This window comes from Novimethylophilus kurashikiensis (genome assembly GCF_003112435.1).
Taxonomy (GTDB): Bacteria; Pseudomonadota; Gammaproteobacteria; order Burkholderiales; family Methylophilaceae; genus Novimethylophilus; species Novimethylophilus kurashikiensis.
In genome coordinates this window covers 698,764-723,029 of record NZ_BDOQ01000003.1, presented here as the reverse complement: position 1 = coordinate 723,029, position 24,266 = coordinate 698,764, and the positions used below count along the sequence as shown (strand labels likewise).

General features: G+C 58.2%; 25 protein-coding genes. 6 read left to right on the top strand and 19 right to left on the bottom strand.

All coding sequences use genetic code 11. The features are described 5' to 3' along the window. Positions 1 to 2: 2 nt before the first annotated feature. The 9 genes from uca to NMK_RS06985 all read right to left on the bottom strand — a co-directional run bounded on the left by uca (position 3) and on the right by NMK_RS06985 (position 10,696). Positions 3 to 3,605: an urea carboxylase gene (gene uca / locus NMK_RS07025; RefSeq protein ID WP_109015021.1), complete on the bottom strand. Its 3,603-nt coding sequence runs from the start codon at positions 3,603 to 3,605 to the stop codon at positions 3 to 5. Positions 3,606 to 3,857: 252 nt separating this feature from the next. Beyond that, positions 3,858 to 4,505 (bottom strand): urea amidolyase associated protein UAAP2, encoded by a 648-nt coding sequence (locus tag NMK_RS07020; RefSeq protein ID WP_109015020.1) that lies wholly within the window; start codon positions 4,503 to 4,505, stop codon positions 3,858 to 3,860. Between the two features lie 11 nt (positions 4,506 to 4,516). After that, positions 4,517 to 5,242, bottom strand: coding sequence for an urea amidolyase associated protein UAAP1 (locus NMK_RS07015; RefSeq protein WP_109015019.1), 726 nt, complete (start codon positions 5,240 to 5,242; stop codon positions 4,517 to 4,519). Beyond that, positions 5,239 to 5,703, bottom strand: a complete 465-nt coding sequence (nikR, locus tag NMK_RS07010; protein ID WP_181376183.1) for a nickel-responsive transcriptional regulator NikR — start codon at positions 5,701 to 5,703, stop codon at positions 5,239 to 5,241. Before nikR ends, NMK_RS07015 begins: the two co-directional genes overlap by 4 nt. A gap of 20 nt (positions 5,704 to 5,723) precedes the next feature. Beyond that, a complete protein-coding gene (glnT, locus tag NMK_RS07005; RefSeq protein WP_109015017.1) occupies positions 5,724 to 7,085 on the bottom strand; it encodes a type III glutamate--ammonia ligase in 1,362 nt (453 codons plus the stop codon). Continuing rightward, positions 7,082 to 7,864 carry a creatininase family protein gene (locus tag NMK_RS07000; protein ID WP_109015016.1) on the bottom strand — a complete coding sequence of 261 codons (783 nt, stop codon included), beginning with the start codon at positions 7,862 to 7,864 and terminating at the stop codon, positions 7,082 to 7,084. The genes glnT and NMK_RS07000 overlap by 4 nt, the downstream gene beginning before the upstream one ends. After that, positions 7,861 to 8,775, bottom strand: a complete 915-nt coding sequence (locus NMK_RS06995; protein WP_109015015.1) for an ABC transporter ATP-binding protein — start codon at positions 8,773 to 8,775, stop codon at positions 7,861 to 7,863. Before NMK_RS06995 ends, NMK_RS07000 begins: the two co-directional genes overlap by 4 nt. A 10-nt stretch (positions 8,776 to 8,785) precedes the next feature. Continuing rightward, positions 8,786 to 9,751, bottom strand: a complete 966-nt coding sequence (locus NMK_RS06990) for an ABC transporter permease (protein WP_109015014.1) — start codon at positions 9,749 to 9,751, stop codon at positions 8,786 to 8,788. Positions 9,752 to 9,769: 18 nt separating this feature from the next. Further along, positions 9,770 to 10,696, bottom strand: a complete 927-nt coding sequence (locus NMK_RS06985; protein ID WP_227871407.1) for an ABC transporter substrate-binding protein — start codon at positions 10,694 to 10,696, stop codon at positions 9,770 to 9,772. 291 nt (positions 10,697 to 10,987) lie between these two features. On the opposite strand from NMK_RS06985, the gene NMK_RS06980 reads away from it, so the two are divergent. The 3 genes from NMK_RS06980 (at position 10,988) to NMK_RS06970 (ending at position 13,882) form a co-directional block, all read left to right on the top strand. Next, a complete protein-coding gene (locus NMK_RS06980; protein ID WP_109015012.1) occupies positions 10,988 to 11,227 on the top strand; it encodes an accessory factor UbiK family protein in 240 nt (79 codons plus the stop codon). A gap of 95 nt (positions 11,228 to 11,322) precedes the next feature. Further along, positions 11,323 to 12,819, top strand: a complete 1,497-nt coding sequence (locus NMK_RS06975; RefSeq protein WP_109015011.1) for a YifB family Mg chelatase-like AAA ATPase — start codon at positions 11,323 to 11,325, stop codon at positions 12,817 to 12,819. Positions 12,820 to 12,844: 25 nt separating this feature from the next. Beyond that, on the top strand, positions 12,845 to 13,882 hold the full coding sequence (locus NMK_RS06970) for a VIT1/CCC1 transporter family protein (protein WP_109015010.1): 1,038 nt from the start codon (positions 12,845 to 12,847) through the stop codon (positions 13,880 to 13,882). Here NMK_RS06970 and NMK_RS06965 read toward each other — a convergent pair. Genes NMK_RS06965 through NMK_RS06955 form a run of 3 tightly spaced genes read right to left on the bottom strand, consistent with a single transcriptional unit; the run spans position 13,875 to position 15,633 of the window. Continuing rightward, positions 13,875 to 14,108 carry a sulfurtransferase TusA family protein gene (locus NMK_RS06965; protein WP_109015009.1) on the bottom strand — a complete coding sequence of 78 codons (234 nt, stop codon included), beginning with the start codon at positions 14,106 to 14,108 and terminating at the stop codon, positions 13,875 to 13,877. The two genes, NMK_RS06970 and NMK_RS06965, sit on opposite strands and share 8 nt — an antisense overlap. 17 nt (positions 14,109 to 14,125) lie before the next feature. Next, the gene (locus NMK_RS06960) at positions 14,126 to 14,449 is read right to left on the bottom strand and encodes a rhodanese-like domain-containing protein (protein WP_109015008.1); all 324 of its coding nucleotides are present in this window, start codon (positions 14,447 to 14,449) and stop codon (positions 14,126 to 14,128) included. Between the two features lie 17 nt (positions 14,450 to 14,466). Then, positions 14,467 to 15,633 carry a nucleotide sugar dehydrogenase gene (locus NMK_RS06955; protein ID WP_109015007.1) on the bottom strand — a complete coding sequence of 389 codons (1,167 nt, stop codon included), beginning with the start codon at positions 15,631 to 15,633 and terminating at the stop codon, positions 14,467 to 14,469. Between the two features lie 366 nt (positions 15,634 to 15,999). On the opposite strand from NMK_RS06955, the gene NMK_RS06950 reads away from it, so the two are divergent. Both NMK_RS06950 and hmpA read left to right on the top strand, forming a co-directional pair. Further along, a complete protein-coding gene (locus NMK_RS06950; protein WP_109015006.1) occupies positions 16,000 to 16,458 on the top strand; it encodes an RrF2 family transcriptional regulator in 459 nt (152 codons plus the stop codon). Between the two features lie 86 nt (positions 16,459 to 16,544). Next, positions 16,545 to 17,744: an NO-inducible flavohemoprotein gene (gene hmpA / locus NMK_RS06945; RefSeq protein WP_109015005.1), complete on the top strand. Its 1,200-nt coding sequence runs from the start codon at positions 16,545 to 16,547 to the stop codon at positions 17,742 to 17,744. A gap of 125 nt (positions 17,745 to 17,869) precedes the next feature. Here the strand turns inward: hmpA and NMK_RS06940 are convergent, their stop codons facing one another. Genes NMK_RS06940 through NMK_RS06910 form a run of 7 tightly spaced genes read right to left on the bottom strand, consistent with a single transcriptional unit; the run spans position 17,870 to position 23,475 of the window. Further along, complete coding sequence (locus NMK_RS06940; RefSeq protein ID WP_109015004.1) at positions 17,870 to 18,829, bottom strand: vWA domain-containing protein; 960 nt, start codon at positions 18,827 to 18,829, stop codon at positions 17,870 to 17,872. Then, entirely contained in the window at positions 18,826 to 19,362 is a 537-nt protein-coding gene (locus NMK_RS06935) for a hypothetical protein (RefSeq protein ID WP_109015003.1), read from the bottom strand. Before NMK_RS06935 ends, NMK_RS06940 begins: the two co-directional genes overlap by 4 nt. After that, positions 19,347 to 20,324, bottom strand: coding sequence for a vWA domain-containing protein (locus NMK_RS06930; RefSeq protein WP_109015002.1), 978 nt, complete (start codon positions 20,322 to 20,324; stop codon positions 19,347 to 19,349). Before NMK_RS06930 ends, NMK_RS06935 begins: the two co-directional genes overlap by 16 nt. Next, positions 20,321 to 21,247, bottom strand: coding sequence for a nonribosomal peptide synthetase MxaA (locus tag NMK_RS06925; RefSeq protein WP_146187136.1), 927 nt, complete (start codon positions 21,245 to 21,247; stop codon positions 20,321 to 20,323). The genes NMK_RS06930 and NMK_RS06925 overlap by 4 nt, the downstream gene beginning before the upstream one ends. Further along, positions 21,244 to 22,107 carry a DUF58 domain-containing protein gene (locus NMK_RS06920; RefSeq protein ID WP_109015000.1) on the bottom strand — a complete coding sequence of 288 codons (864 nt, stop codon included), beginning with the start codon at positions 22,105 to 22,107 and terminating at the stop codon, positions 21,244 to 21,246. The genes NMK_RS06925 and NMK_RS06920 overlap by 4 nt, the downstream gene beginning before the upstream one ends. Beyond that, positions 22,104 to 23,150 carry an AAA family ATPase gene (locus NMK_RS06915; RefSeq protein ID WP_109014999.1) on the bottom strand — a complete coding sequence of 349 codons (1,047 nt, stop codon included), beginning with the start codon at positions 23,148 to 23,150 and terminating at the stop codon, positions 22,104 to 22,106. Before NMK_RS06915 ends, NMK_RS06920 begins: the two co-directional genes overlap by 4 nt. A 46-nt stretch (positions 23,151 to 23,196) precedes the next feature. Beyond that, positions 23,197 to 23,475 carry an antibiotic biosynthesis monooxygenase family protein gene (locus NMK_RS06910; protein WP_109014998.1) on the bottom strand — a complete coding sequence of 93 codons (279 nt, stop codon included), beginning with the start codon at positions 23,473 to 23,475 and terminating at the stop codon, positions 23,197 to 23,199. 55 nt (positions 23,476 to 23,530) lie between these two features. Between NMK_RS06910 and NMK_RS06905 the strand changes: the two genes are divergently transcribed. Next, on the top strand, positions 23,531 to 24,262 hold the full coding sequence (locus NMK_RS06905; RefSeq protein WP_146187135.1) for a hypothetical protein: 732 nt from the start codon (positions 23,531 to 23,533) through the stop codon (positions 24,260 to 24,262). Positions 24,263 to 24,266: the final 4 nt, after the last annotated feature.

Sequence of the window (24,266 nt, the reverse complement as noted above, 5' to 3'; positions counted from 1 at the left end):
TTTCAATCCTGTTGAATCACGAACAGATCCTGTCCAGCGGCGACTTGGCCGCCTTCCTGGCAGAACACGTGAGTAATCGTGCCGTCGCTGGGTGCGGCCACGGTAATTTCCATCTTCATCGATTCGACGATCACCACCGCATCGCCCTGCTTCACCCGGTCGCCCGGCTGCAGCTTCACCTGCCACAGGTTGCCCGCAACATGCGATGCCACTGCACGGCTATTGGGCGGCAGGTCGAGTTCGGTATCTGCGGCGGCCCCCGCCACATCGTGATCGCTGGAGTAATGCGCCTGACCGGTGGCAATCCAGCGATCGCGCTCGGCCTCGAACGCGGCTTGCTGAGTGGATTTGAAGGCAGTAATCGTCTCGGCATTGTCGGCGAGGAAGCGGTTGTATTCGCGCAGGCTGAACACCTGCTCCTCGACCTTGAGCTTGAACTTGCCGCGTGGGAAATCCTCGCGGATTTGCAGCAACTCTTCCGCAGAGACCGGATAGAAGCGGATCTGGTCGAAAAATCTCAGCAGCCACGGCTTGTCGTCGCGGAAATCGGCGGTCTGGTTCCAGCGGTTCCACATCTGCAATGTTCTGCCGACGAACTGGTAGCCACCGGGGCCTTCCATGCCGTAGACGCACATATAAGCCCCGCCGATGCCCACCGCGTTTTCCGGCGTCCAGGTGCGGGCCGGGTTGTACTTGGTGGTGACGAGGCGATGACGCGGATCGACCGGTGTAGCGACCGGAGCACCAAGATACACGTCGCCCAGGCCCAGCGTGAGGTAGCTCGCGTCGAACACGATCTTCTTCACGTCCTTCACGCTGCTCAAGCCATTGATGCGACGAATAAACTCGATGTTACTCGGACACCACGGTGCATCCTTGCGTACCGATTGCATGTACTTCTCGATCGCCAGCTGCGTCGCGGCATCGTCCCAGGACAGCGGCAGGTGCACGATGCGGGTCGGCACTTCCATGTCCTCCACTGCCGGCAACTCGCGCTCGGCCTGGATGAGGATATCCAATAAGCGCCCCACGGGCAGCTTGCGATTGTCGTAATGCACTTGCAGCGAGCGGATACCTGGCGTGAGGTCGATGATGCCCGGGATGACTTGTTTTTCCAGCCACTGCATCAAGGCATGCACGCGGAACCGCAGGTTGAGATCCAGCACCAGCGGACCGTATTCCACCAGCAGGTTCTTATCGCCGGATTGCCGATAGACGATGCCGACCTGGCGCTCGGTGGCGGCGATACGATCGAGGATGGGGCTGGTTTCGGCATGGCCGGCGAAGACCGGTTTGGTTTCCGGCTGCATCGTTCGCACAGCACGATCCTGCGCTTCTTCCAGCGCCAACGCTTCGGCCTGGCTCAGGCGCTTGAAACGCACCGTATCGCCCGGCTTCAACTGCCCCATCTTCCACAACTCGGCCTGCACAATGGTCGCCGGGCAGACGAAACCGCCCAGGCTGGGACCGTCCGGTCCCAGGATCACCGGCATGTCGCCCGTGAAATCCACCGTACCGATGGCGTAGGCATTATCGTGGATGTTGGAAGGATGCAGTCCCGCTTCGCCGCCGTCCGCCCTCGCCCATTCCGGTTTCGGCCCGATGAGGCGCACACCGGTGCGGTTGGAGTTGTAGTGCACTTCCCAATCGGTCGAGAAGAACATTTCAATGTCGGCGTCGGTAAAGAAATCTGGCGCGCCGTGCGGGCCATAGAGCACGCCGATTTCCCAGGCATGGGTGTAGTCAGGCATCAGCGCTGGCGGCAGCAATGCAGCTTCCGGCAACGCCGAAACAGCATCAGCCAGATGCAGCACGTCGCCGACTCTTAATGTACGCCCACCATGCCCTCCGAATTGGCCCAAGGTAAACGTCGACTTGCTGCCCAGATATTCGGGCACGTCAAAACCACCCTTGACGGCAAGATATGCTCTGCACCCTGCGCCTTCGATACGACCGAGGCGCAGCACGCTGCCGGCCTTGACCGCATGCGATTGCCATAGCGCCAAAGCCTCTCCGTCCAGTTCGGCTTGCATGGCGGCGCCCGCAATGGCAATGACGGCCTCGCAGTTGAACTTGAGCGTCGGGCCGATGAGCGTCAGTTCCAGCGCCGCCGTACCCTCATCGTTACCCACCAGCCGGTTGGCAAAACGGAAGGCCAGATGATCCATCGGCCCCGAAGGCGGTACGCCGACTGCCCAATAGCCGAGCCGTCCCGGATAATCCTGCACCGTGCTTTGCACGCCCGGCTCCAGCACGTCGATAGTGGTCGGGCGGTAATGGAAGCTGTTGAGATAACGCGTGACCTGCTCGCCTGCCGGAAACACGCGGTCGGCCAACACCTGGCGAAGGTAGTCGAGATTGGTTTCGATGCCGGCCAGGCACGTTTCCGCGAGCGCCTGCCGCATCTTGGCCACCGCAGCCTCGCGGTTTTCGGCGTGCACCAGCACCTTGGCCACCAGGGGATCGTAGAACGGCGAAACCTCGCTGCCGCGCACGACCCAGGTATCGACGCGGACGTCTTCCGGAAAACTCGCCTCGGTCAGCGTCCCGCTGCTGGGCTGGAAGTTCTTGTTGGCATCTTCGGCATAAATGCGCACCTGGATGGCATGGCCCTTGGGCTGATGCAAGTAGCTGGCGAGCGGCAGTGTTTCACCTGCCGCGAGCCGCACCATCCATTCCACTAGATCGAGGCCGCTGACCAATTCCGTCACGCCGTGCTCGACCTGTAAGCGGGTATTCACCTCCAGGAAATAGAAATCCCCGCTTGTATTGTCGTAAACGAACTCGACCGTGCCCGCGGAGCGGTAACCAATCGCCGAGGCAAGCCGTACCGCCGTTTCCGCAAGCCGGGTACGAACTGATTCTGAAATATTAGGCGCCGGCGTTTCCTCGATCACCTTCTGGTTGCGGCGCTGCACCGAGCAGTCACGTTCGCCCAGCGCGATGACCTGGCCCTGACCGTCGCCGAAAATCTGTACCTCAATATGCCGTGCGGCCTGCACGTATTTCTCGAGGTAAATGCCGCCGTCCTTGAAGTTGGCCTTGGACAGGCGCTGCACCGACTCGAACGCTTCCGCGAATTCATCGGCACTCCAGATCAACCGCATGCCGATGCCGCCGCCACCTGCGGTGCTTTTCAGCATCACGGGATAGCCGATGCGCGCGGCCTCGGCCTGGGCTTCCACTGCGTCTGCCAGCAAGCCGGTGCCCGGCAAGAGTGGTACACCGTTAGCCTCTGCCAGTTCGCGTGCTGTGTGCTTGAGGCCGAAATCGCGCATCTGCGCGGCGGTGGGGCCGATGAAGGCGATGCCGGCGGCTTCGCAAGCAGTGGCGAAAGACTGGTTCTCGGAAAGAAAGCCGTAGCCCGGATGAGTGCCCTGTGCGCCCGTCTCCCTGGCGACTTGTAGGATGCGCTCGGCATTGAGATAGCTTTCCGCCGCAGGTGCCGGACCGATGCAGACGGCCTCGTCGGCCTCCAGGACATGCCGAGCGCCCGCATCGGCTTCAGAATAGACAGCAACGGATTTCACCCCCATGCGTTTCAGCGTACGCATGATGCGGCAGGCGATTTCGCCACGGTTAGCGACCAATATTTTTTCAAACATGGTACGTCTCCGTGGCGAACTCGCCTGCATGGCTTGCAGCCATCAGGCAATTTGGCTTCGCCGCTACGCCGTCTATTGACGGCTGGTCCCCACGGTTTGCAATCAGGACTTTATCGAACATTTTTCCTCTGCAGCAGGCCGTCCTGCTTTTTTCCTTCGGTACGGGCCGTCCCGTCCTGTAGCGCAGGCGGCCTCGCCTGCAGCAATGACTGTTTCGATTTCTTCGATGCAGGCGAGGCCGCCTGCGCTACCTCAATCCCAGATCAGCATGCGCACCGGGGTCGGGTTATAGGCATTGCACGGGTTGTTGAGCTGCGGGCAGTTGGAGACCAGAACCACAACGTCCATCTCGGCGCGCATCTCGACGTACTTGCCCGGCGCAGAAATGCCGTCGGCGAAGGTCAATCCGCCCTCCGGCGTCACCGGCACGTTCATGAAGAAATTGATGTTGGCGGTGATGTCGCGCTTGGTCATGTGGCGATGCGTGGCGCAATCATGGTGGGCCAGGGCATGCATGAAGTTGTCGCGGCAGCTGTGCATGGGGCGCTTCTCCAGCGCGTATCGCACAGTGTTGCTCTCCGCCGCGCAAGCACCGCCCAGCGTATCGTGACGGCCGCAGGTATCGGCGGTAATGGTCAGCATGGGCCGGCCTTCGGTACTATAGAGGACCGATCCGGTCGTAAGGTAGAGCCTGCCCTGACGCTGGATAGTATCGACTGCGCTGTAGCGCTCTTCCGGGTCGTCGGCGTTATAGAACAGCGTATCCACCGCCTGGTTGCCTTCGAGATCGAGGATGCGGAAGGTTTGACCTTTCTTCACCAGCCCCATCCACGGTTCGCCTGCAGGGCAGGTCTGATCGAGCACGGCTTTGTCGATTTGCAGCTTGCTTTCGGTCAACATCGCTTAACTCCTCAGCAAGCGTAAAAACGCTGGGTGTTGATGAAACCGCGCTGGTTCTGCGGGCAGGAATTCCGGCAAACATCCGCAGCGGTTGCTTCACCCACGTGGTAGGCCGTCAGCTTCACTGCACCCGGTTTGTATTCCGGCTTGGGGTCCAGCGGATGCGGTGCGGTAGAGAGCACCACCAGCACATTCATGTCGAAACGTAAATCCACGGTCGAACCCGCCGGGCTATGGCCCGACTGGAAGTGCAGCACGCCCTCCTCGTCTGCCGTGACCTTGCTGAATAAATTGACGTTGGCAACCAGATCGCGCTTGCCTAGCCCCCACTTGCCGAGTTCAATCAACAAGCCGTCCTTGCCGCTGCGGTACATATCGTTGCGACGCGACTGGAAATTAGCCTTGCCGTATTTGGCCTCGATGGCGGTGCTGTCGGTCACGCCGCAAATCGTGTCGTGCCAGCCCACGGAGTCGTCGATGACGGAGCACAGTACGCGTCCCATGTCCGAATAGCAGACGTTGCCAGTGGTGAGAAAAGCCGTGTGCTGTGCCTTCAAGGTATCCGGCATGTTGTAGCGTTCCAGTTTTTCTTCCTGGTTGTAAAACAGCGCGGAGACGTTAGCGCCGCCTACCAGGTCGGTCAGGCGCAATGCCGTGCCTCGGCGCAGGATGCCAGACCAGTGGTTGCCGCCGGGCACCAGCTCTTCCCACAAGTGTTTGTCGATCGGTTTCGTCATGTTTCTTCCTTCTTTCCTCCTAGCGGATGCACCGGCGGAATCAGCGCCGCCATGAGCTGCATCCGTCCTGTAATCACCCCGCGCTGTGTGATGATCTCATCTGCAATGGCCTGCACCTTTTCGGCCGGGCCCTGCACCAGGATCACTTCCATGGTCTGGTTGTTCATCAAATGCACGTGCAGGGAGCTGATCACCTCGTCGAGGTTGCGGTACTGCAAATCGGCCAATGTCTTCTGCAAGCCGCGCGTGCGGTTGTCGTAAAGAATGGTGATGGTGCCCACCATGACTTGGTCGCCCGTCTGGCGTTTGTGCTCAACCAGATGCTGCCGCAACATGTCGTTGATGGCTTGCGAGCGGCTTTCGAAGCCGCGGCTCGCCACCATCGCATCCAGCTCGGACTGCAATTCGTCCGGGAGCGAGATGCTGATGCGATTGACGGGCAATTTCTTGTTCTGGCTCATGATGGGAAGCTCTCTTCGGTCTAAAAGAGATAACTATAGCGGTCGATTTCCCATTGGCTCACGCTCAAGTGATAGGTTTCCCATTCCTGCGTCTTGTAGGTGATGAACTCATCACGCAGCTCCTTGCCCAGCGTCTTTTCCACCAGGGGGTCGGCGGCAAAAGCAGCCACGGCTTCCTGTAGCGTTTGCGGCAGGAATTCGATGCCGCGGGCGAGGCGCTCGGCTTCGCTGAGGTCGTACAGGTTGTCCTCGTTCGGCTTGCCGGGGTCCAAACCTTCGCGGATGCCTTCCAGGCCTGCGGCCAGTACCAGCGTCGCAGCGAGATAGGGATTCACAGCGCCATCGGCGTTGCGCGATTCACAGCGGCCGCCGCCCATGGGCACGCGCACTGAGTTGGTCCGGTTGTTGGAGCCGTAGGAGTTGAACACCGGGGCCCAGCTGAAGTAGCTCATCGCACCGCGGCGCACCAGGCGCTTGTAGCTGTTGACCGTGGGTGCAAATGCCGCGCACAGCGCCTTGCCGTGTTTGAGCACGCCAGCGATGAACTGGTAGCCCAGCGGCGTCAGCCCCAAGCCACGCGGATCGTCCTTAGGGTCGCAGGCAAACATGTTCTTGCCGGTCTTGAGGTCGTATAGCGACATATTGAAGTGCGCGCCGGTGCCGGTCTTGTCGGCAAAGGGCTTGGGCATCATGGTCGCGAGAAGGCCCATTTCCTTGGCGTAGTGCTTGGCCATGGTGCGGAAGAAGGTGAAGCGGTCGCACATGGTCAGCGCATCGGCATACATGAAATCGAACTCGAACTGGCTGTTGCCGTCCTCGTGGTCGAAGGAATACAAATCCCAGCCGAGATCGTTGATGGCGGTCGCCATCTTGTCCAGCCAGGTGAAGTTGTCCATGAAGCCGCGCACGTCGTAGCAAGGCTTCACCAGCTTGTCGTCCGGATTGGGGATGGCGAGCTTGCCGTCGGCTTCCTGTTTTAGCAGGTAAATCTCGCACTCGATACCCAGGTTCATGCCGAAGCCCATTTCAGCCGCTTGCGCCAGCACGTTCTTCAACGCCACGCGAGTATTGAGCGGATACAGCTCGCCCTGGAAGCCGTTGTCCGCCGGCATCCACGCCACCTTGGGTTCCCACGGCAGCGGGATGATGTGGTCGAGATCGGGAATCGACGTGATCTCGTCGTCGCTCGGCGCCTGGCCGAGTCCGTCCAGCGCGTAGCCGGTGTAGCGCTCCGAACCGCCCGCCATCTGTTCCAGGTGCCCGATGGGCACGACCTTGGCTTTTGGTACACCGTGGATGTCCACGTAAGCTCCGATGCAGTACTTCACGCCCTTGGATTCGAGATCCTTCTGGATCGCGGCGATTTGCTCCTTGGTCTTCATGCAATGTCCCCTGATGTACAGCTGTGAAAATACGAGTGCGGCAAGGGCGGCTCTTCGGTCAGCCCCTTATTGATCAGCGCGGCAAGGTCCTCCACCATCCAGCGGAACCACTGCTCGCCCTTCTCGGCCGTGGCAATGCTGGGCTGGCCGGTCACGCCGTTGGTGCTGGTGCGATTCACCGGGTGGGCGAAGACGAGGCCGTCGGTACGGTCCGGGTCATCGGCTTCGGCCAGTTTTTCCGGCCGTACCATGTGCGGCGCTTTGGCGAGCATGAGCGAGGTTTCTGCATCGTTGGCATGCCAGTCGTCGCCATCGGCGAAATGGAATTCGCGCACGCGCTGGCTGATGACGGCCGAATTGAATACCGCCACCATCATGTCGTCGTGCTCGGCGCGTAGCATTTCCAGTGCGCAACGCAGCGGCGCGGCATTGGTGACGTGGGTATTGACGATGAACAGCCGGCGGATGCCGCTTTGGTAAGCCCAGTCGCCCATGTCCTTGATCAGGTTGATCAGCGTGATCGGCTGTACCGCAATGGTCCCCGGCCAGCGATGGCTGTGGCCCAGCGAGCAGCCGTAGGGCATGGTCGGCAGCATAGGCACGCCGGTTTCATGTGAAACATGGGTGCACAAAAGGTCGGCCAGTACGTAATCCATCCCGCAGCCCATATGCGGGCCGTGCTGCTCGGTGGCACCAATGGGGAGGATTGCGGCATGGCCTGCTGCGCGGATTTTTTCCGGCAGCTCCGCCCAGGTGAGATGCGCCCAGTGGGTACTCATTCGACGTTGTCCTCGACATTGACGAAACGGATCATGCGAGGCTTCACGGCCTCGGCCTGCTCGTCCACCGGCGGCGTAGGCGGATGAATAAGCGATTCCAGCCGCGCCTTGGTGGCGAGGAATTCCGGGCTGACGTATTGCTGGGCGCTACGCGGGCGCGGCACCGGCACCTCGATCAGCTCCTGCACCTCGCCGGGATGCGCCTTGAGCACCAGAATACGGTCGGCGAGGAAGATGGCCTCGTCGAGGTCGTGCGTGATGAAGACGATGGTGATATCGACATTGCGCCAGATTTCCAGCAGATGCTGCTGCATCTTGGCGCGAGATTGCGCATCCAATGCGCCGAAAGGCTCGTCCATCAGCAGCACGCGCGGTTGGTTGACCAGGGCGCGGGCAATCGCCACGCGTTGTTTCATGCCGCCTGAGAGTTCGTGCGGATAGGCATTAGCGAATTTCTCCAGGCCCACCAGTTCCAGCCAGAGATCGGCTTCGCGCGCGGCTTCCTCGCGCAGGCTGCCGTTCATCTCCAGCCCGAACATCACGTTGCGGCGAACACTGAGCCATGGAAACAGGGTATAGCCTTGGAACACCATGCCGCGGTCGCGGCCCGGCCCGTTGACTGGCTTGCCATCCACCAGCACTTCACCCGAAGTATGGGATTCCAGCCCGGCCAGGATCCGCGCCAGCGTGGATTTGCCACAGCCGGACGGCCCGATGATGCAGACGAATTCGCGGCGGTGCGTCTTGAAGTTGACGTCCTTCAACGCCGTCACTTCTCCTTTGGCCGTCTTGTAGGTCTTGCCCAGGTTTTTCACTTCGAGGATGACCTCGCGCTGCTTGATGCGCTCGAAGCGTTCACGCACCGCATCGGATTGTTCGAGGTAGCTCGGCAGGTTAACGATGTTGTTCATAGCTCCTCCCCTATTCCTTGTTCGCCGGGCGATCCCACGGGAAGAACCGCTTGCCGAGCCACGCCAGGATCAAGTCGCAACCCAGGCCGATGAAGCCGATGATGAAAATGGCCGCGTAGACGTTATCGAAATGCTGGTAGCGCGCTTGCTGGGTGATGAACCATGTAATGCCCGACGAGGTGCCGATGAGTTCGGCGACGATGAGGTAAGTCCACGCCCAGCCCAGCAGGATGCGCTGATCGCGGTAGAGTTCCGGCAGGATGCCGGGAATCACCACATGCATGAGCAATTTGAGCTTGCTGGTGCCCAGCGTCATGGCGGCCTCCAGCAAGGCGTAGTCCAGCTTGCGCGTGGTGTTGGCGATGATGAGTACCTGCTGGAACAGCGTGCCGATGACGATAATCGCGATCTTGGGGCCGTCGTAGATGCCCAGGATGGCGACCGCCAGTGCGCCGAACGCCGGTGCCGGCAGATAGCGGAAGAATTCGATGAACGGTTCGTGGACGCGGGAAATCGCGCTATAGGTGCCGCACAGAATGCCCAGCGGCACGCCGATGAGCGAGGACACCACGAATCCCCAGAAGATGATCTGAATGCTGTGCCACAGGCTTTGATGCAACCACTGGCCGTCTTTCTGTTCGGGCTCGGTGGTAAACGCGGTGTAGAACGCCTTGGCCACTTCGTGCGGCGCCGGCAGGTAGATCGGGTTGGCCGGTTGGCCTTGCGGCAGGGCCTTGTGCTGCGCCTGCATGTTGGCGACTTCGTCCCGGTAGACGTTCTTGTCCACCAGCATGCCGACCTGGAAATAATCGACGTCGCCCGGTTGGCTTACCTGGACCATAGGGTGCCAGACGAACGGCACGTAACTCACCACGCACCAGATCAACAGCGGCAGCAGGAACGAACCCACCCCCAGCAGGGTGCGCTTCTGCGGCGACAGCTCCCTGCGGACTGCAAACCAAGAGGATAAGCTCATTCCCGTTGCTCCTTCTGCTTACTTGGTCGCGAGGGTGGGATCGATGGCCTTGCCGAGGTCTTGCGGCTGCTTGTAGACGCCGTACTTCACGTTGAAGCTGTCGGCGATCTTGGAAGAACCGTAGAGCGACTTGAAGCCGTCGGCCTTGACGAACACCTTCTTGCCTTCTTCCAGACTCAACAACTTGGTCCCCTTGAGCAGCGGCAGATAGGCTTCGGGCTTCAGGCCGACGCGGGCGGACATGATCTTCACCGCATCCGGCTGGGTCTTGGGATCATTGATGTAAGTCACCACCTTGTCCCACACCTTGATCACCTTCTGCCAATCGGCACGACGGCTCGCGAGTGACGTCGGGCTTACGGTCAACACGTCGTAGATCAGTCCCGGCTCGTTGGCGGAGGTATAGATGGGCTTGGCGCCGGGCACGCGCTTCATGGCTTCGCCCGAGTTGGGCTGCCAGGCGCCGATGGCGGCCAAGTCCCCGGCGGCAAGCGCCTGCGGCGTTTCGTTGGTCTTGGTGTTGACGATGGTGACGTCGGATTCCTTCATGCCGACTTTTTCCATGCCGTTGAGCAGCAAGAGGTGCTCGACCAGACCAGTTTCCAGGCCGACTTTCTTACCCTTGAGGTCTTTCAGACTCTTGATGCCGGGCTTGGCGACAATCATATCGTTACCGTTGGAATAATCCGTGAGCAGGATCATCACGTTCTTGGCACCGCCTGCACCGGTCACCAGCGCATCCCCGTTGGTTACAGTCACCGCATCGATCTTGCCCGCGGTAAAGGCATCCATGGACGCGGAATAATCGAACCAGTCGAACTGCACGTCGACGCCGGCTTCCTTGAACCAGCCCTTCTCGATTGCCACCTGCCATGCTACCCAGCCCGGCCAATCGCTATAGCCGATCTTGAGCGGCGTGCCCGCCCAACCCAGGTTGGCGAACATCGCCAGGGATACACCTACCAACGCATGCTTCAAAAACCGTCGTTTGGACATCATTGCAGCTCTCCCGATAGTTAGTATTACTGGAAATAAAAACAGTAATACTTAAAGCAGAGAACATGCCAAGGACTCCAGACTCATAAAATCAATCACTTGAGGAAGATCAAGGGGGATAGGCACTGTCATCTCGCCCTATTCCGCACCATAAAAATGCTAGATTGAAGCGTTTTGGTGCACGACTGGGCAGCGGGAAGTAGCGACTGTTAAACTAGCGTTTTGAAAAGGAAAGCCACAATGCTGGACACAAAGTTTTTAGATGAAATCGGCAACCGCATCAACCGCCTGATTCAGGAAACGCCGGCCGGCGACCTGGAAAAGAACATGCGCGCCATGCTGCAAAGCGCTTTCGGCAAGCTCGACCTGGTGACGCGCGAAGAATTCGACGCGCAAACCCAGGTACTGCAAAAAGCCCGCGAACAATTGCTGGCGCTGGAGGCACGCGTGGCCGAGCTGGAGGCTCGCAAGGGCGAATAAGTCGCCAGGCATTGCGGCAACGCGGCCGTCTCGGCTGCGTTGAGCCGTGATGCAAAAATTTCGGTACCGACAACAACAATAACAAAGGAGTCGCCATGGGACTGGCCGTACTGCATAGCCGCGGGCTTTCGGGCATGGACGCGCCGCCGGTAACGGTGGAAGTCCATCTCGCCAACGGATTGCCCAATTTCAATATCGTCGGCTTACCCGAAGCCGAGGTTAAAGAAAGCAAGGATCGCGTCCGCGCTGCCCTGCAAAACGCTCACTTCGAATTTCCAGCACGCCGGATCACTGTCAATTTGGCGCCGGCCGACTTGCCCAAGGAAAGCGGCCGCTTCGACCTCCCCATCGCGCTCGGCATTCTCGCGGCCTCAGGCCAGGTGCCATCAGACAAACTCAAAGAATACGAATTTGCTGGGGAATTGGCGCTGACGGGAGAACTTCGTCCCATTCGAGGCGCATTGGCAATGACGCTCAAGGCCAGCCGCGATGGCCGTGCTTTCGTGCTGCCTTTGCCAAGCGCTGCGGAAGCTGCCTTGGTCAAGGACGCGACGATTTACCCCGCCCGTTCGCTACTGGAAGTCTGCGCGCATTTGACCGGGCAGCAAGCCCTGACCTTGCAGCAGATTGAGACACAGGTGGATATCCGGTCTTTTCCCGATTTCAGCGAGGTCAAAGGCCAGCGCCACGCCAAACGCGCGCTTGAGATTGCCGCTGCGGGTAACCATAGCCTGCTGATGTCCGGTCCGCCGGGGACAGGCAAGTCGATGCTGGCCGCGCGTTTCCCCGGCATCTTGCCGCCGATGACGGATGAGGAGGCCCTGGAGTCCGCCGCCATTCTCTCGTTGACTGGCGGATTCAAGGTCGAATGTTGGAAACAGCGCCCCTACCGCGCGCCCCACCACACGGCGTCGGGCGTGGCGCTGGTCGGCGGCGGCGGAACGCCGAGACCTGGCGAGATATCACTCGCACACAACGGCGTGTTGTTCCTCGACGAACTGACCGAGTTCGCCCGGCCCGTTCTCGAAGTATTGCGCGAACCGCTCGAATCGGGTCGCATCCATATTTCGCGCGCCGCGCGGCAAGCCGAGTTCCCGGCAAGGTTTCAGCTGATCGCGGCGATGAATCCCTGTCCTTGCGGCTATTTGGGTCACACCAATGGCCGCTGCCGATGTACCCCGGATCAGGTGGCGCGCTACCGCGGCAAGATCTCAGGCCCGTTGCTGGACCGCATCGACATGCGGATCGAAGTGCCAGCATTGTCTGAATCGGAACTTACCGCAGCAGCGGACGGCGAACCTAGCTCGGATATCCAGAGCCGCGTCGTGAATGCTCGACAACGCCAACTGGCCAGGCAGGGGCAGCCCAACACCATTTTGTCGCCACAGGAGATCGAACGCTATTGCCAACTCGACGCTGCAGGCGCAGCCTTGCTGAAGCAAGCCATCGGCAAGCTCGATCTTTCGCCGCGCTCTTATCATCGCATTCTCAAAGTCGCCCGTACCATTGCCGATTGCGCGGGGAAATCCGATATTTCAAGCGACCATATCGCCGAGGCCGTGCAGTTCCGCCGTTTCGATAAAAACCAGTAAGCTATCGCTTTCTAGGAGCCCGGCTATGCACGCATTCGAAAGCTGGAAAGAGGAAAAAACCTCCGCCTATCTCTACCGCATCCTCTCCGACTGCGAATCGGGGTCGCCGCGGCAATTGTTGTTCCTAGAACTTGCGCATGAGGCCGACCAGCAAGCGGAACTGTGGACGCTGGAACTCCGCAAGCAGGGGTTGTCCATCCCAACTACGTATCGGCCCGGTCTGCGGGCCCGGGTCGTAGCTTGGCTCGCCAGCCGCCTCGGCCCCCGCAAGATCAAGCCGGTGCTGGCTGCCATGAAGATTCGCGGCCTTTCTGTTTATGCCAGTTATCGCCCCAGCGGCCATCCCATGCCGCTCTCAGTCAATGACGTCGGCGCCAGCCACCGCGGCAAGGGCGCTTCTGGCGGATTACGGGCAGCAGTGTTCGGCGTCAACGACGGACTGGTCTCTATTGCGCTCTTGGTCATGGGGATTGCCGGTGCCACCCGGACAAGCAGCACCATCCTGCTGACCGGGGTGGCCGGCTTGCTGGCAGGCGCGTTCTCGATGGCGGCAGGCGAATGGATTTCGATGCGCGCCCAGCGCGAAATGTTCGAATACCAGATCGGACTGGAACGGGACGAGTTGGCACAATATCCGCGCGAGGAAACCGAGGAGCTGGCCCTTATCTACCAGGCGCGAGGCATGGAACGGGACGAGGCGTATGCGCTGGCGAAGCGCATGATAGACGATCCCGAATTGGGACTGGACACCCTTGCTCGCGAGGAATTGGGCTTGAACCCGGACGAGTTGGGCTCGCCTTGGCTGGCGGCCCTGTCGTCATTCTTTGCCTTTACCTTCGGCGGATTGGTGCCGCTGGTGCCTTATTTGCTGGATTTCCAGCGGCACCCCCTTCTGATCGCAATCAGCTTGTCGTGCATGGCACTGTTTCTGGTAGGCGCCACGCTATCGCTTTTCACCGGGCGCCATGCCTTGTGGAGCGGGTTGAGAATGCTGTCAATCGGGGGTGTAGCTGGCGTGGTGACCTATTTCATCGGCCACTGGCTGGGCGCCAGTATCAGCTGACGCGCTTGCGGATGAAGAAGGTGAACTCGCTTTCGCCTTCATCGAGCGATAGCAGCTCGTGTCCGGTCTGCTTGCAGAACGCCTGGAAATCCTTGACCGAACCTCGGTCCGTCGCGATGACCTTCAACACCTGCCCACCTTCGATTTCGGCTAGCGCCTTCTTGCAGCGCAAGATAGGAAGCGGACAGTTGAGACCGCGTGCGTTGAGTTCCTTATCGAATTCCATCCGGTTTAATTCTCTGGTCAAGACTTCGCTGCAAACGGGTAACCGGCCTTGCCCCATGCCAGCACGCCACCTTGCAGATTGAAAAGATTCTCGTGCCCCTGGTTGGCCATGAAGGCGCAGGCATGTGCCGAGCGTATTCCGCTGTGGCAATAAAAAACGATGGGCACGCCGTCCGGCAATTCACCGGCGCGAATCGGCAGCAAGTGCAGCGCCATGTGCATGGCACCTGGAATTACCCCGCGCATCACTTCATCGTCATTGCGCACGTCGACCAACAACACCTGGTCGTTTTCCAGCATGCCGTGCAGCGTTGCGGCATCGATTTCAGTATAGGAAGCCATGGCGTTATGTTCCCTGTTTAGTCGTTTCCGAACAAGTCGCGGCTGTAGACCTTGTCGGCCACATCGCTGATGTCGTCTGTCATGCGGTTGGCTACGATGACGTCGGATTCACGCTTGAAAGCGGCCAGGTCGTTGACGACGCGCGAATGAAAGAAATCATCTTCAGTGAGCACCGGCTCATACACGATCACTTCGATCCCCTTGGCCTTGATGCGTTTCATGATGCCCTGGATGCTCGACGCGCGGAAATTGTCCGAACCGGCTTTCATGATGAGGCGATAAACGCCGACCACGCGCGGCTGCTTGCGGATGATCTCGTCGGCGATGAAATCCTTGCGCGTGGTATTGGCCTCGACGATGGCCTTGATTAGGCTTTGCGGCACATCCTTGTAGTTGGCGAGCAACTGCTTGGTGTCCTTGGGCAGGCAATACCCACCGTAGCCGAACGAAGGATTGTTGTAGTGCGCACCAATACGCGGATCGAGGCAGACGCCGTCGATGATCTGGCGGGTATCCAGGCCGTGCGTCGCGGCATAGGTATCCAATTCGTTGAAATAGGCGACGCGCATGGCGAGATAGGTGTTGGAAAAGAGCTTAATGGCTTCTGCTTCCGTCGAGTCGGCAAACAATACGGGGGCGTCTTTCTGCACCGCCCCTTCCAATAGCAGATTAGCAAACACCTTGGCGCGTTCCGTGCGCTCGCCCACCACGATACGCGAGGGGTACAAGTTATCGTGCAATGCCTTACCTTCACGCAGGAATTCGGGCGAAAAGATCAGGTTATCGCAACCGTATTCCTGGCGAGCATGCTGTGTAAACCCGACCGGCACCGTCGACTTGATCACCATGACGGCCTTGGGATTGATCGCCATGACATCGCGAATCACCGCCTCGACGGAAGACGTGTTGAAGTAGTTAGTATCAGGGTCGTAATCCGTCGGCGTGGCGATGACGACGAAATCGGCACCTTCGTAGGCTTCCTTCTTGTCCAGCGTGGCGCGGAGGTTCAGGGGGCGATGCGCCAGGAATTCCTCGATCTCGTGATCGACGATCGGGCTCTTTTTAATGTTGATCGTAGCCACCTTGTCCGCGACGATATCCAGCGCCACCACTTCGTGATGCTGCGCAAAAAGACAAGCGTTGGAAAGACCGACATATCCTGTGCCGGCGATCGCGATTTTCATTGTTGCCCCCTCATCCGGACTCGAAGCCCATCAAGCGTACATGCTGAATACGAAAAGCCCAACTGTCTCCAGTCGGGCTTTTGAATCTGGTAACCAGGGTCGCATTTGATACTCGCGTAATCCATTCTCGATAGTGCGCCAGCTTCGCCCTTTCATGGCATGCTCCGCAAGAATGATTTCCCTGTTCACCGGGAGGCGCATCTTACACCATATCCCCTACGGCGAGTAGCTTTCGGTCTCCATTCAACCAGCTCATAGCCCTTAAATTCTCTTGCAATACAGTCACATACATCGTGAGCAACCTCCGCATCATTTAATGCCAAATTAAAGTTGCATTATAAATGCATATTTAATACACTAAGCGCCATGCACGTCACGCGCTTTTCCGATATTGCCCTGCGCCTTCTCATGTACTTGAGTCGAGAACAACGGGAAACACCCGCGGTTACCGTCGGCGAAGTCGCACGCCAATTCGGGATTCCGCACAATCACTTGACCAAGGTGGTGGGGCTGCTTGCTAAGCACGGTTATATCGAAGCAATACGTGGCCGTAGCGGAGGCTTGAGGCTGGCTCGCCAAGCGGCTGATATCCGGCTAGGGACCGTCATGCGTATTCTCGAAAGCGACAAGGAGTTGATCGATTGCGCGCAACTTCAGTGCCGGTTGACACCATCATGCGGATTGCGCGAAGCCTTACTTAAAGCGCAGAACGCTTTTTTTGCCACATTGGATGAATACACGCTGGCCGACATTACCGGCGGCAATACAGGCGATGCTCTATCGCTGATGCATGGCGACTACCTGAAGCTTCATTTAGCTACTTAGTTTATTGAGGATAAGAGCGCTGTTTACGCGCTCTTAATTTTTGTCTTAAAACATGCATTTTAAATGCTTATTATGAGGATCGATTGATGCTGTCCCCTAGCGCCAAACCCTACATCGAAGCCAGTGTTCCCGTGTTACGCGAACACGGCTTGGCCATTACGCAAACGTTCTACCGCAACATGCTCGGCGAACATCCAGAACTGAAGAACCTGTTTAACATGGGAAATCAGGCGCAAGGAACGCAACAGCAGTCACTCGCGGCGGCAGTATTCGCCTACGCGGCCAACATCGATAATCCTCAAGCGCTGGCACCCGTGGTTAGCCGCATTGTGCACAAGCATGCCTCGCTCGGCATCCGGGCCGACCACTACCCTATCGTCGGCCGTCATCTGTTGCGTGCCATCAAGGAAACGCTGGGCGAAGCCGCCAACGAACCGTTAATCGACGCCTGGGCGGAAGCTTACGGTTTGCTCGCCGATGCGCTGATCGCCGAGGAACAGAAGTTGTATCAAGCTTCGACCCTGGATGCCGGTGCATTGGTGCCGATGAAAGTGATCGATATCCGCCAGGAAAGCGAACTCATCCGTTCGTTCTACCTTGAGCCGGCTGACGGAAAGCCGGTGCTGCCCTTCCTTCCCGGGCAATACGTCAGCGTCGCCGTCGATTTTCCTGATGGCTCGCGCCAGCTACGCCAATATAGCCTTTCGGATGCACCGGAACGCCCGTACTACCGTATCTCGGTCAAACGCGAAGCGGGGAAGATTACGCCGCCGGGACAAGTTTCCAGCTGGTTGCATCAACATGTGACGATAGGCGATGTCATCGCGGTCAGTGCGCCCTTTGGCGAGTTCAACCCCACGCCCAGGACGCACGAACCTCTCGTCCTGCTGTCTGCCGGGGCAGGCATCACCCCCATGATTTCCGTACTCAACCACTTGGCCCTGACGAAACCGTCGCAAGCCGTACTCTTCGCCCATGCAGCCCGTGATCGCTCCCACCATGCCTTGCAGGCCGATATCAAGGAAGCGCTGACGCGCATGCCCAACCTAAGAGTGGCGACGTTTTATGAAACGATGGATGACGAGGCAGCCGAGTCCGAGACCGTGCGAGGATACATGCAGTTGGCGGCTCTTCCAGAATGGGACAAGCAGCAAGCCGATGTATATCTTTGCGGCCCGCAACCGTTCATGAATTTGATGTGGGAAGAACTGCAACGAGCTGGTGTTCCCACTGAGCACTTGCACCGCGAAGTGTTCGGCCCGTCCCTGCTGGAGCATTTGATCTAGTCGGAATCGCTTGGGTGGACGGTCAAAACATGTCCATCCGCAATAGATGAAAAAAGGCCTAACGCTTTTTGCTTTAGGCCTTTTTCATGCACCTAACATCTGGACGCGAATGAATTATGGCTTAGTCAATTCATTGGTCTCCATCTCATCATGGCATTCGGCAAGAATGTCAGGAGTACCAGCAAGCCTGCGATCGAGAGGTAGAACCACCGCATGTTGTAAGGCGCCGTAAAGCTTGCGGCCGGTTTCTGTGCCTGCACATAGCGATAAAAATCCACTTTGTCCTCGCCTTCGATATAGCTGCCGTGAATTTCCTGGGCCAAGGATTTCAGGTAATCCGAATCCTGCTGCGAGAGATAGCGGTCGAATTCGGCAGAGGCAACGATAGGATCGGGCTCGTCCTTGCTCGTGTCGTTGTATTCCACGCCGACGGCGCCGGCTGAATTTTCCTTGGTATCGGCAGACCAGAATCCCACCCATTTGTTGCTCGAGTTGTAGCGCGGCACTGGCACGGGCTGATGGCCGCCGACGCCGACAAACACGATGTTCTTGCCGATTTGCACGTCGCTCAGGTCGAGCTTGTTGATGGCATTGACCTTGGGCGCTTCTTCGCCGTCCGTAAAAAACAACATCTGCGCCGGCGCGTTGAGGTAATCGAATACGCTGGCTGCCGCCTTCACGCCGAAACTGAGCCGGCTATTGCCGCGCCATGCCATACGCCATTCCAAGTGATCGATGGAGTCCATGATGACGTCGTAATTGGCGCAGACCTCCATCGGCGTAAACAACAAGGCCACATTCTCGGCTGCAAAAACGCCTACGCTGAAATAGGTACCGCAAGGCGAGGTCTCCACCACTTTTTTCATCAAGTGCCGGGTGTAGGCCATCCGGCTCACCGTTTGGCCGTTGAGCTTCACGTCTTCCGCATTCATGCTTTGCGAGACGTCGGCAAGCATCAAATAGTTATGGACCTCCTGTTTCAACTGAACCTGGGGTTTCAGCAGCGCCAGCAGCAGGAACAGCAAGGCGGACGCGAGCAACACCGTTTCGTGATGCTCCTTCAAGAGTGCAATCGTCTTTTTCATGGCAGGCCGATGGGCAGGTTGCTGAGCTCCACGCCGGATTGATCCTTGGGAGCTGGTTTCATGTTGGCGGGCATGGCGGAGAGCAGCAAACTCAGGTTGAACTTGGCCGCCTGCAGATCGGGATTCATGCGCAAGGCTTGCTCATAGGCGATCCTGGCTTGCGAGAAGTCGTACTTGGCTTCGTCCTTGAGTGAGCCGTCATCGTTTGGTCGCCGCTGCAAACCCGAAAGAAACAGATTATTGCCGATGTTGTATTGGATACTTGCCTGCTGGGCCGGGCTGGGCGACATTTCCAATAACTGGCTGTAGCTCTGCACCGCATGCTTGTAATCGTTGGCCTTACCCTGTAGGTAGGCGGAAGCGAATTTCCTCTGGTAAGGATAAGCCTCGTCCTCGATCGTCCGGCCTGCCTCCAAACGGGCATTGATGCCAACGATCTTCCAGCATTGATAGCCTTCGTAACCCGTGCCTATTGCTCCAATCGCTGCCAACAAGGCCAGCGCAAAATTGATGCGTGTTATGCGGTTTCCCATGAATGCACCCTTAGATTCTTGACGATGAGGATGACGATGCCCAGCGCGAGGGCGAGCATGATCAAACCTTTGGAATAATCGCGCCCCGGCATCGTAACGGTGTACTGGATGAGGTTTTTCTCGCGCGAATCGATGTCCTGGATCGCGGTTTGCAGCGCGAGCGGATTGTCGGCCTCGTAGGCGTGATACTTGACCTTGATCGACTTGAAGAAATTGTCGAGTTCGATAGCGGGCGGCTCGGAGCCTTCATCGAAATGGTTGTCCTTGTTGAAGATGCTGATGTCATTGGGCTCGCGCAGCACGATCCAGTAGAGGCTTAAGCCTTTGGTCACCAGTGCTTCCCGGACCTTTTTCTTGACCCTGGGGCTAAGCTTTCCGGCACCATCGGACAGCAAGATGATGGCGCGCGAACCGGTGCTTTCAATCGCATCGAACAATCCTGCCGCTTCCGTCAGACCCGCACCGATATTGGTCTGATTGATCCCCGCGCTAGTCGCCGCATTGATGGCGGAGTGTATGGCGTTGCGGTTGGAAGTGATCTTCACGCCGTACAAGGCCGAATTGGTGAAGGCCACTACGCCCATCATGTCGTCCGGCCGTGAGTCGATGAACTTAGTGATAAGCCGCCGTGCCGCAGCCGACTTTATTTCCGCCGCATGCCCCGCCGTTCCTGCAAAAGGTTGATCCATGCTGACGCTACGATCGACCACGAATACCGTCTGCGCGCCCTTGCCCACCTTGTGCACGCTTTGGTCCGGCCCTTGCGGCGCCGCCAGTGCCAGCACGATGCATCCCAGCAACAGCGCGGTCGCAGCCTTGACCGCGAGGTTAACCCAGTCAGAAAAGGGATCCTTGGGCATGACTGCGAGCCATGAATACATCTGGCCTTGATGCGTCTTTAGCCAGAACGGCACGAAGGCTGCGGGCAACAGCACCAAAGCCCAGGGGTGTGCCAATGTCATCTCACCCCCCGCTCGCAATTGCGCAATTGTTTGCTCAACACCGCCAGCTCACGAATGAAGGCGCCCACATCCTCTGGTGGCGCTGCAAATAAGGCGCGATTGGATCGCTCGAAAAAATCGGCGATTTCTTGCTTCATCCTGGCGAAGCTGCCATGTGCGGTGAGGAATGCGTCCAAGTCGTGGGCGAACAGATTGCTGCCGTGCGTCTGGTTAAAGGCCTGATGCACATAGAGCAAGGCCTTTCTTTCTTCCCCTGCGGCATGCGGCAACCGCTTGATGCGTCTATGTGCCAAGGCAAACGCCCCTCCCATGAATGGCAGCCAGCGCTTATCGGCATTGATATAGAGCAGCGCTACGAGCGCCCCTGCCAACAGTCCGCCAAAGCCCAGCAATGCCCATCGATGATGGTTCACATCGATGCGCTCGGCCTTGATTTGAGGCTGCAGATTTGCCTTGGCCGTCTCGATATTTGCGCTGACGAGTGGCGAGAACCAGAACCGCCACGTTGGCACATCGATATGCAAGGCCTTCGGTCCGCCGCTCAGCAACAAGGGCTCGCTCGGCAATTGCATCACCACCGGCGCATTGGCATGCGTGAATACCTGATAACTCAAGTCCATGCGGTATTCCGTCATCCCATTTTTCGCCTTAGCGGCCACATTCACATCCACCAGCTCAATGCCATTCCGCACCGTGCCTTTCACTGGATACGTGTTTTTACTGAGCTGATAGGGCGATTTGACGTCGATGACGATGCTGCGCTTGAGCACATCGCCGATATGAATCCCGTTGCTCTGCTTCGGGTTCGCAATGGCCGATATTTTGGCATCGGCATCCTGGGCTACGCTCTCTTGGGCCTGCGCATGCAGGCTGCCTAGCAGCAAGGCTCCCGTCAGGAGCAATATTGAAGGATGTGTTTTCATAAGCTTGCGTATTGTTCGAAATAGGCCGACATGATGTCCGCTGAATAACCGGCTTCCATGAAAAGCGGTGGGCAGTCGAATCTGAGGAATACTTCTTTCAACGCCTCGCGGCGCGCTTCGAATGCCGCGAGGAACTTCTCGCGCAGTGCCTGCCGGAAAAATACCGTCCGGTTCTCGCCCGATTCGGGATCGATCATGGTGCCGAACCCGAACTTGGGAAGCTGGCGGTATTCCTTGGCATCCCACAACACGACCGGCACGATCTGGTGGCGCGACATCGCATTGAGGGCTTGTTCCAGCAGCGGCAGCGGCATATGGAAATCCGATATCCAGATCACCAGGCTACGGCTCTGGCTGAGAAATTGGGGGACCTCTAGGACCCCTTCCCCGCCTACGCGTCGATGGGAATGCTCTTTCAATGCGTCGATCACCTCCATCGCTTGATGCAGGTGATGGCTCAAGGGCAGCGTGTAATCCTCGAGTACTTCACTGTCATAGGCGATAAAGCTGAATACGTCACCCATATTGAAGGCCGACAATGCCACCGACGCGGCAATTTCCCTGGCTTTATCGAGTTTGCGCTGTTGACCCTTGTACTGCATGGAGCCGGACAGGTCGCATACGGCATAGACCGGTGTGGTGTTGTCCTGGTTGTACAACCTGACCTGGATCTGTTCGTAGGGGTCGCGCAATGTCTGACGCAAATCCAGGCGGCGCGGATCGGGGTAATCTACCAGCGGTACATTGCTGCGATATTCGAAGCCCAGGCCGCGCTCCGTTCCACGGTGGTCGCCCAGATGCTGGCTACTGGATTTCCAGGAGACCGCGTAGGTGAACGGTTTTGAGTACTCCGGAATCATGCCGCCATCGCTCGTGAAGGTACTGCGACCGTATCCAGGATATGTGCCGTCAGTTCACGCGAGAGCGCTGTCCGGCGGTTCTCGTACATCGCATTGAATGCAAGGCGATGGGCGATCACCTCGTGGAACACGGCATGGATGTCTTCCGGATACAGTGAATTACGATTCATCAGCCAGGCGTGAACGCGTGCGGCCTTGAGCAGCATTCCCATGCCGCGAGGACTTGCACCCGCCTGAATCAACCGCGCTACATCCACGCTCTCCATGCGAATACCGAACTGCGCTGGGTTTTGCGTGGCCTCCCACAAGTCGAGCGCGTACTCCTCGATCACGTCGCTGGCGCTGATGTGTTCCTGGATGACGTCCGAGAAATCGTTCAACTGGTCGAACTGCAACACGCCGCTCTCGACCTGCTGCGTCAGCTTTTCTGCGTGCTGGAACTTGGTGTTGAACATCAGCGCTTTTTTAAGCTCGCGATCTTCAGGAATATCGATGGGAATTTCCATCATGAAGCGGTCGCGTGCTGCCGACGGGATTTCGAACGTCTCGTTCTTTTCCACCTGGTTACGGTCCGCGAACACCACCATGTGCGGCAGCCGATATTCGCGTTTGAATGCATAGAGGTGGCGCTCTGCCATGACGCGCAACATCAACGCGTGGACTTGCGGCCTTGCCCGGTTGATTTCGTTGAAGAAAAAGACGGAGAGATTTTCGCCAGCGCGCAGCAGCGGGCCTTCGTCGATCTTGGGCTTGCCGTCATCGCCCAGGTAAGTGTGATAGACCAAGTCGTTAGGCATGAGATCCACCGTACCTTCGATCCGCTCGTACGCCCCGCCGATGCCCCGTGTGATCGATTGCAACAACGTGGTTTTGCCCACGCCGACGCCGCCTTCGAGCAGAACATGGCCGCGTGCAAAGATGGCGATGTTCATGAGGCGTATAGCCTTGTCCTGACCGACAATGACCTTCTTGACTTCGCTTTCCAGCTTGAGGGAGCGCTGTCTCCAGTCTGCAAGCTGGTTTTCTGCGATAGCGGTACTCATAAGTTTTCTCTCCGAATTTTGTCGTCGAAATTGGTCGTAATGACGGCTAATACATTTGATGGCTGGGACGACCCATCAGGATTTCGCTGGAAGCCCAGTGGGTCACGTTACGGAATGCGGTCGATGCGACAAAGGCGTTGAATGCCGATTGGTCTTTCCATTTCGAAATAATCAGGTACTTGTTGGGTTCCTTGCTTTCGCGGTAGAGCTTGGACTCTTCATGCCCTTCTGCGTTCGAAAGTGCGGCCGCAACGCCGTCGAAAGCATTTTCGAACTGCACTTCCTTGCCGGGTATGACGTGATAATTCATGCCTATAGTGATCATCTGGGTTTCCTGTGCCTATAATGAGGCGTTGTTTTTGATTGAGTCGGATGGAGTCATGCACGTATTCACATCAGATTGGTTGAAGCGGATGGTCGGCAAATCCAGCGCTACACCCGCTACCCGTATCGTCAACCTGTTCGCCATTCTTCAGGATTGGATGGATGCTCCGGGTATCCGCCCGCAGTTGAGCGATCTCGATGCTGCCGCTCGCAACGAACTCCAGGCTTTTATCCATTCCCTGGTAAGCGATGCCGGGCTCTCCGATCCCGAGAAGTTGGCTTTCCAATTGCATTTTCTCCTCCTTGGCGCGCTTAACGACGAACTGCGCAATCCCGGCAATAAAGCCTTGGAACGAGCTGGCGAAGCGGCGGCCGTCATGGTCTCGGCCGCTCAAGCACCGGCTCGATTCGGCAAATCGCACGCTCTTGCTGCCGCATCCTTTGGCCTGCTTGCCGTGATGGTCGGCGCGCTAACGCTCTTGCCAGTCTCGATGCCGCAGGAACCAGCTGTGACACAATCTCATATCGCTGCTTCCCTTCAGGATGTCGTTCTCGCTTCTTCGCGCCCTGACCAGCTGGCTGCGATTTATCAACTTCACGACAAACTCCAGACCGGGCAATGCTCGTATCCTCAAGCGCTCATGTTGTCGGCGGACCAGCGCGCGTTATTTCTTGATGGCGTCGTGAACATCGACAGGCTTAATGCGACAGCCAGCAACCTCGACGAAGTGCGTCAGCTCTACAAGAAAGTGGATTGCTCCTACGCGCCGGCCGCCATGCAGCTTTAATCGG

Excerpts from the sequence above, each read along its gene's own strand:
- uca (WP_109015021.1), bottom strand. The coding sequence starts at position 3,605 with ATGTTTGAAAAAATATTGGTCGCTAACCGTGGCGAAATCGCCTGCCGC.
- NMK_RS07020 (WP_109015020.1), bottom strand. The coding sequence starts at position 4,505 with ATGTTGACCGAAAGCAAGCTGCAAATCGACAAAGCCGTGCTCGATCAG.
- NMK_RS07015 (WP_109015019.1), bottom strand. The coding sequence starts at position 5,242 with ATGACGAAACCGATCGACAAACACTTGTGGGAAGAGCTGGTGCCCGGC.
- nikR (WP_181376183.1), bottom strand. The coding sequence starts at position 5,703 with ATGAGCCAGAACAAGAAATTGCCCGTCAATCGCATCAGCATCTCGCTC.
- glnT (WP_109015017.1), bottom strand. The coding sequence starts at position 7,085 with ATGAAGACCAAGGAGCAAATCGCCGCGATCCAGAAGGATCTCGAATCC.
- NMK_RS07000 (WP_109015016.1), bottom strand. The coding sequence starts at position 7,864 with ATGAGTACCCACTGGGCGCATCTCACCTGGGCGGAGCTGCCGGAAAAA.
- NMK_RS06995 (WP_109015015.1), bottom strand. The coding sequence starts at position 8,775 with ATGAACAACATCGTTAACCTGCCGAGCTACCTCGAACAATCCGATGCG.
- NMK_RS06990 (WP_109015014.1), bottom strand. The coding sequence starts at position 9,751 with ATGAGCTTATCCTCTTGGTTTGCAGTCCGCAGGGAGCTGTCGCCGCAG.
- NMK_RS06985 (WP_227871407.1), bottom strand. The coding sequence starts at position 10,696 with ATGTTCGCCAACCTGGGTTGGGCGGGCACGCCGCTCAAGATCGGCTAT.
- NMK_RS06980 (WP_109015012.1), top strand. The coding sequence starts at position 10,988 with ATGCTGGACACAAAGTTTTTAGATGAAATCGGCAACCGCATCAACCGC.
- NMK_RS06975 (WP_109015011.1), top strand. The coding sequence starts at position 11,323 with ATGGGACTGGCCGTACTGCATAGCCGCGGGCTTTCGGGCATGGACGCG.
- NMK_RS06970 (WP_109015010.1), top strand. The coding sequence starts at position 12,845 with ATGCACGCATTCGAAAGCTGGAAAGAGGAAAAAACCTCCGCCTATCTC.
- NMK_RS06965 (WP_109015009.1), bottom strand. The coding sequence starts at position 14,108 with ATGGAATTCGATAAGGAACTCAACGCACGCGGTCTCAACTGTCCGCTT.
- NMK_RS06960 (WP_109015008.1), bottom strand. The coding sequence starts at position 14,449 with ATGGCTTCCTATACTGAAATCGATGCCGCAACGCTGCACGGCATGCTG.
- NMK_RS06955 (WP_109015007.1), bottom strand. The coding sequence starts at position 15,633 with ATGAAAATCGCGATCGCCGGCACAGGATATGTCGGTCTTTCCAACGCT.
- NMK_RS06950 (WP_109015006.1), top strand. The coding sequence starts at position 16,000 with ATGCACGTCACGCGCTTTTCCGATATTGCCCTGCGCCTTCTCATGTAC.
- hmpA (WP_109015005.1), top strand. The coding sequence starts at position 16,545 with ATGCTGTCCCCTAGCGCCAAACCCTACATCGAAGCCAGTGTTCCCGTG.
- NMK_RS06940 (WP_109015004.1), bottom strand. The coding sequence starts at position 18,829 with ATGAAAAAGACGATTGCACTCTTGAAGGAGCATCACGAAACGGTGTTG.
- NMK_RS06935 (WP_109015003.1), bottom strand. The coding sequence starts at position 19,362 with ATGGGAAACCGCATAACACGCATCAATTTTGCGCTGGCCTTGTTGGCA.
- NMK_RS06930 (WP_109015002.1), bottom strand. The coding sequence starts at position 20,324 with ATGACATTGGCACACCCCTGGGCTTTGGTGCTGTTGCCCGCAGCCTTC.
- NMK_RS06925 (WP_146187136.1), bottom strand. The coding sequence starts at position 21,247 with ATGAAAACACATCCTTCAATATTGCTCCTGACGGGAGCCTTGCTGCTA.
- NMK_RS06920 (WP_109015000.1), bottom strand. The coding sequence starts at position 22,107 with ATGATTCCGGAGTACTCAAAACCGTTCACCTACGCGGTCTCCTGGAAA.
- NMK_RS06915 (WP_109014999.1), bottom strand. The coding sequence starts at position 23,150 with ATGAGTACCGCTATCGCAGAAAACCAGCTTGCAGACTGGAGACAGCGC.
- NMK_RS06910 (WP_109014998.1), bottom strand. The coding sequence starts at position 23,475 with ATGATCACTATAGGCATGAATTATCACGTCATACCCGGCAAGGAAGTG.
- NMK_RS06905 (WP_146187135.1), top strand. The coding sequence starts at position 23,531 with ATGCACGTATTCACATCAGATTGGTTGAAGCGGATGGTCGGCAAATCC.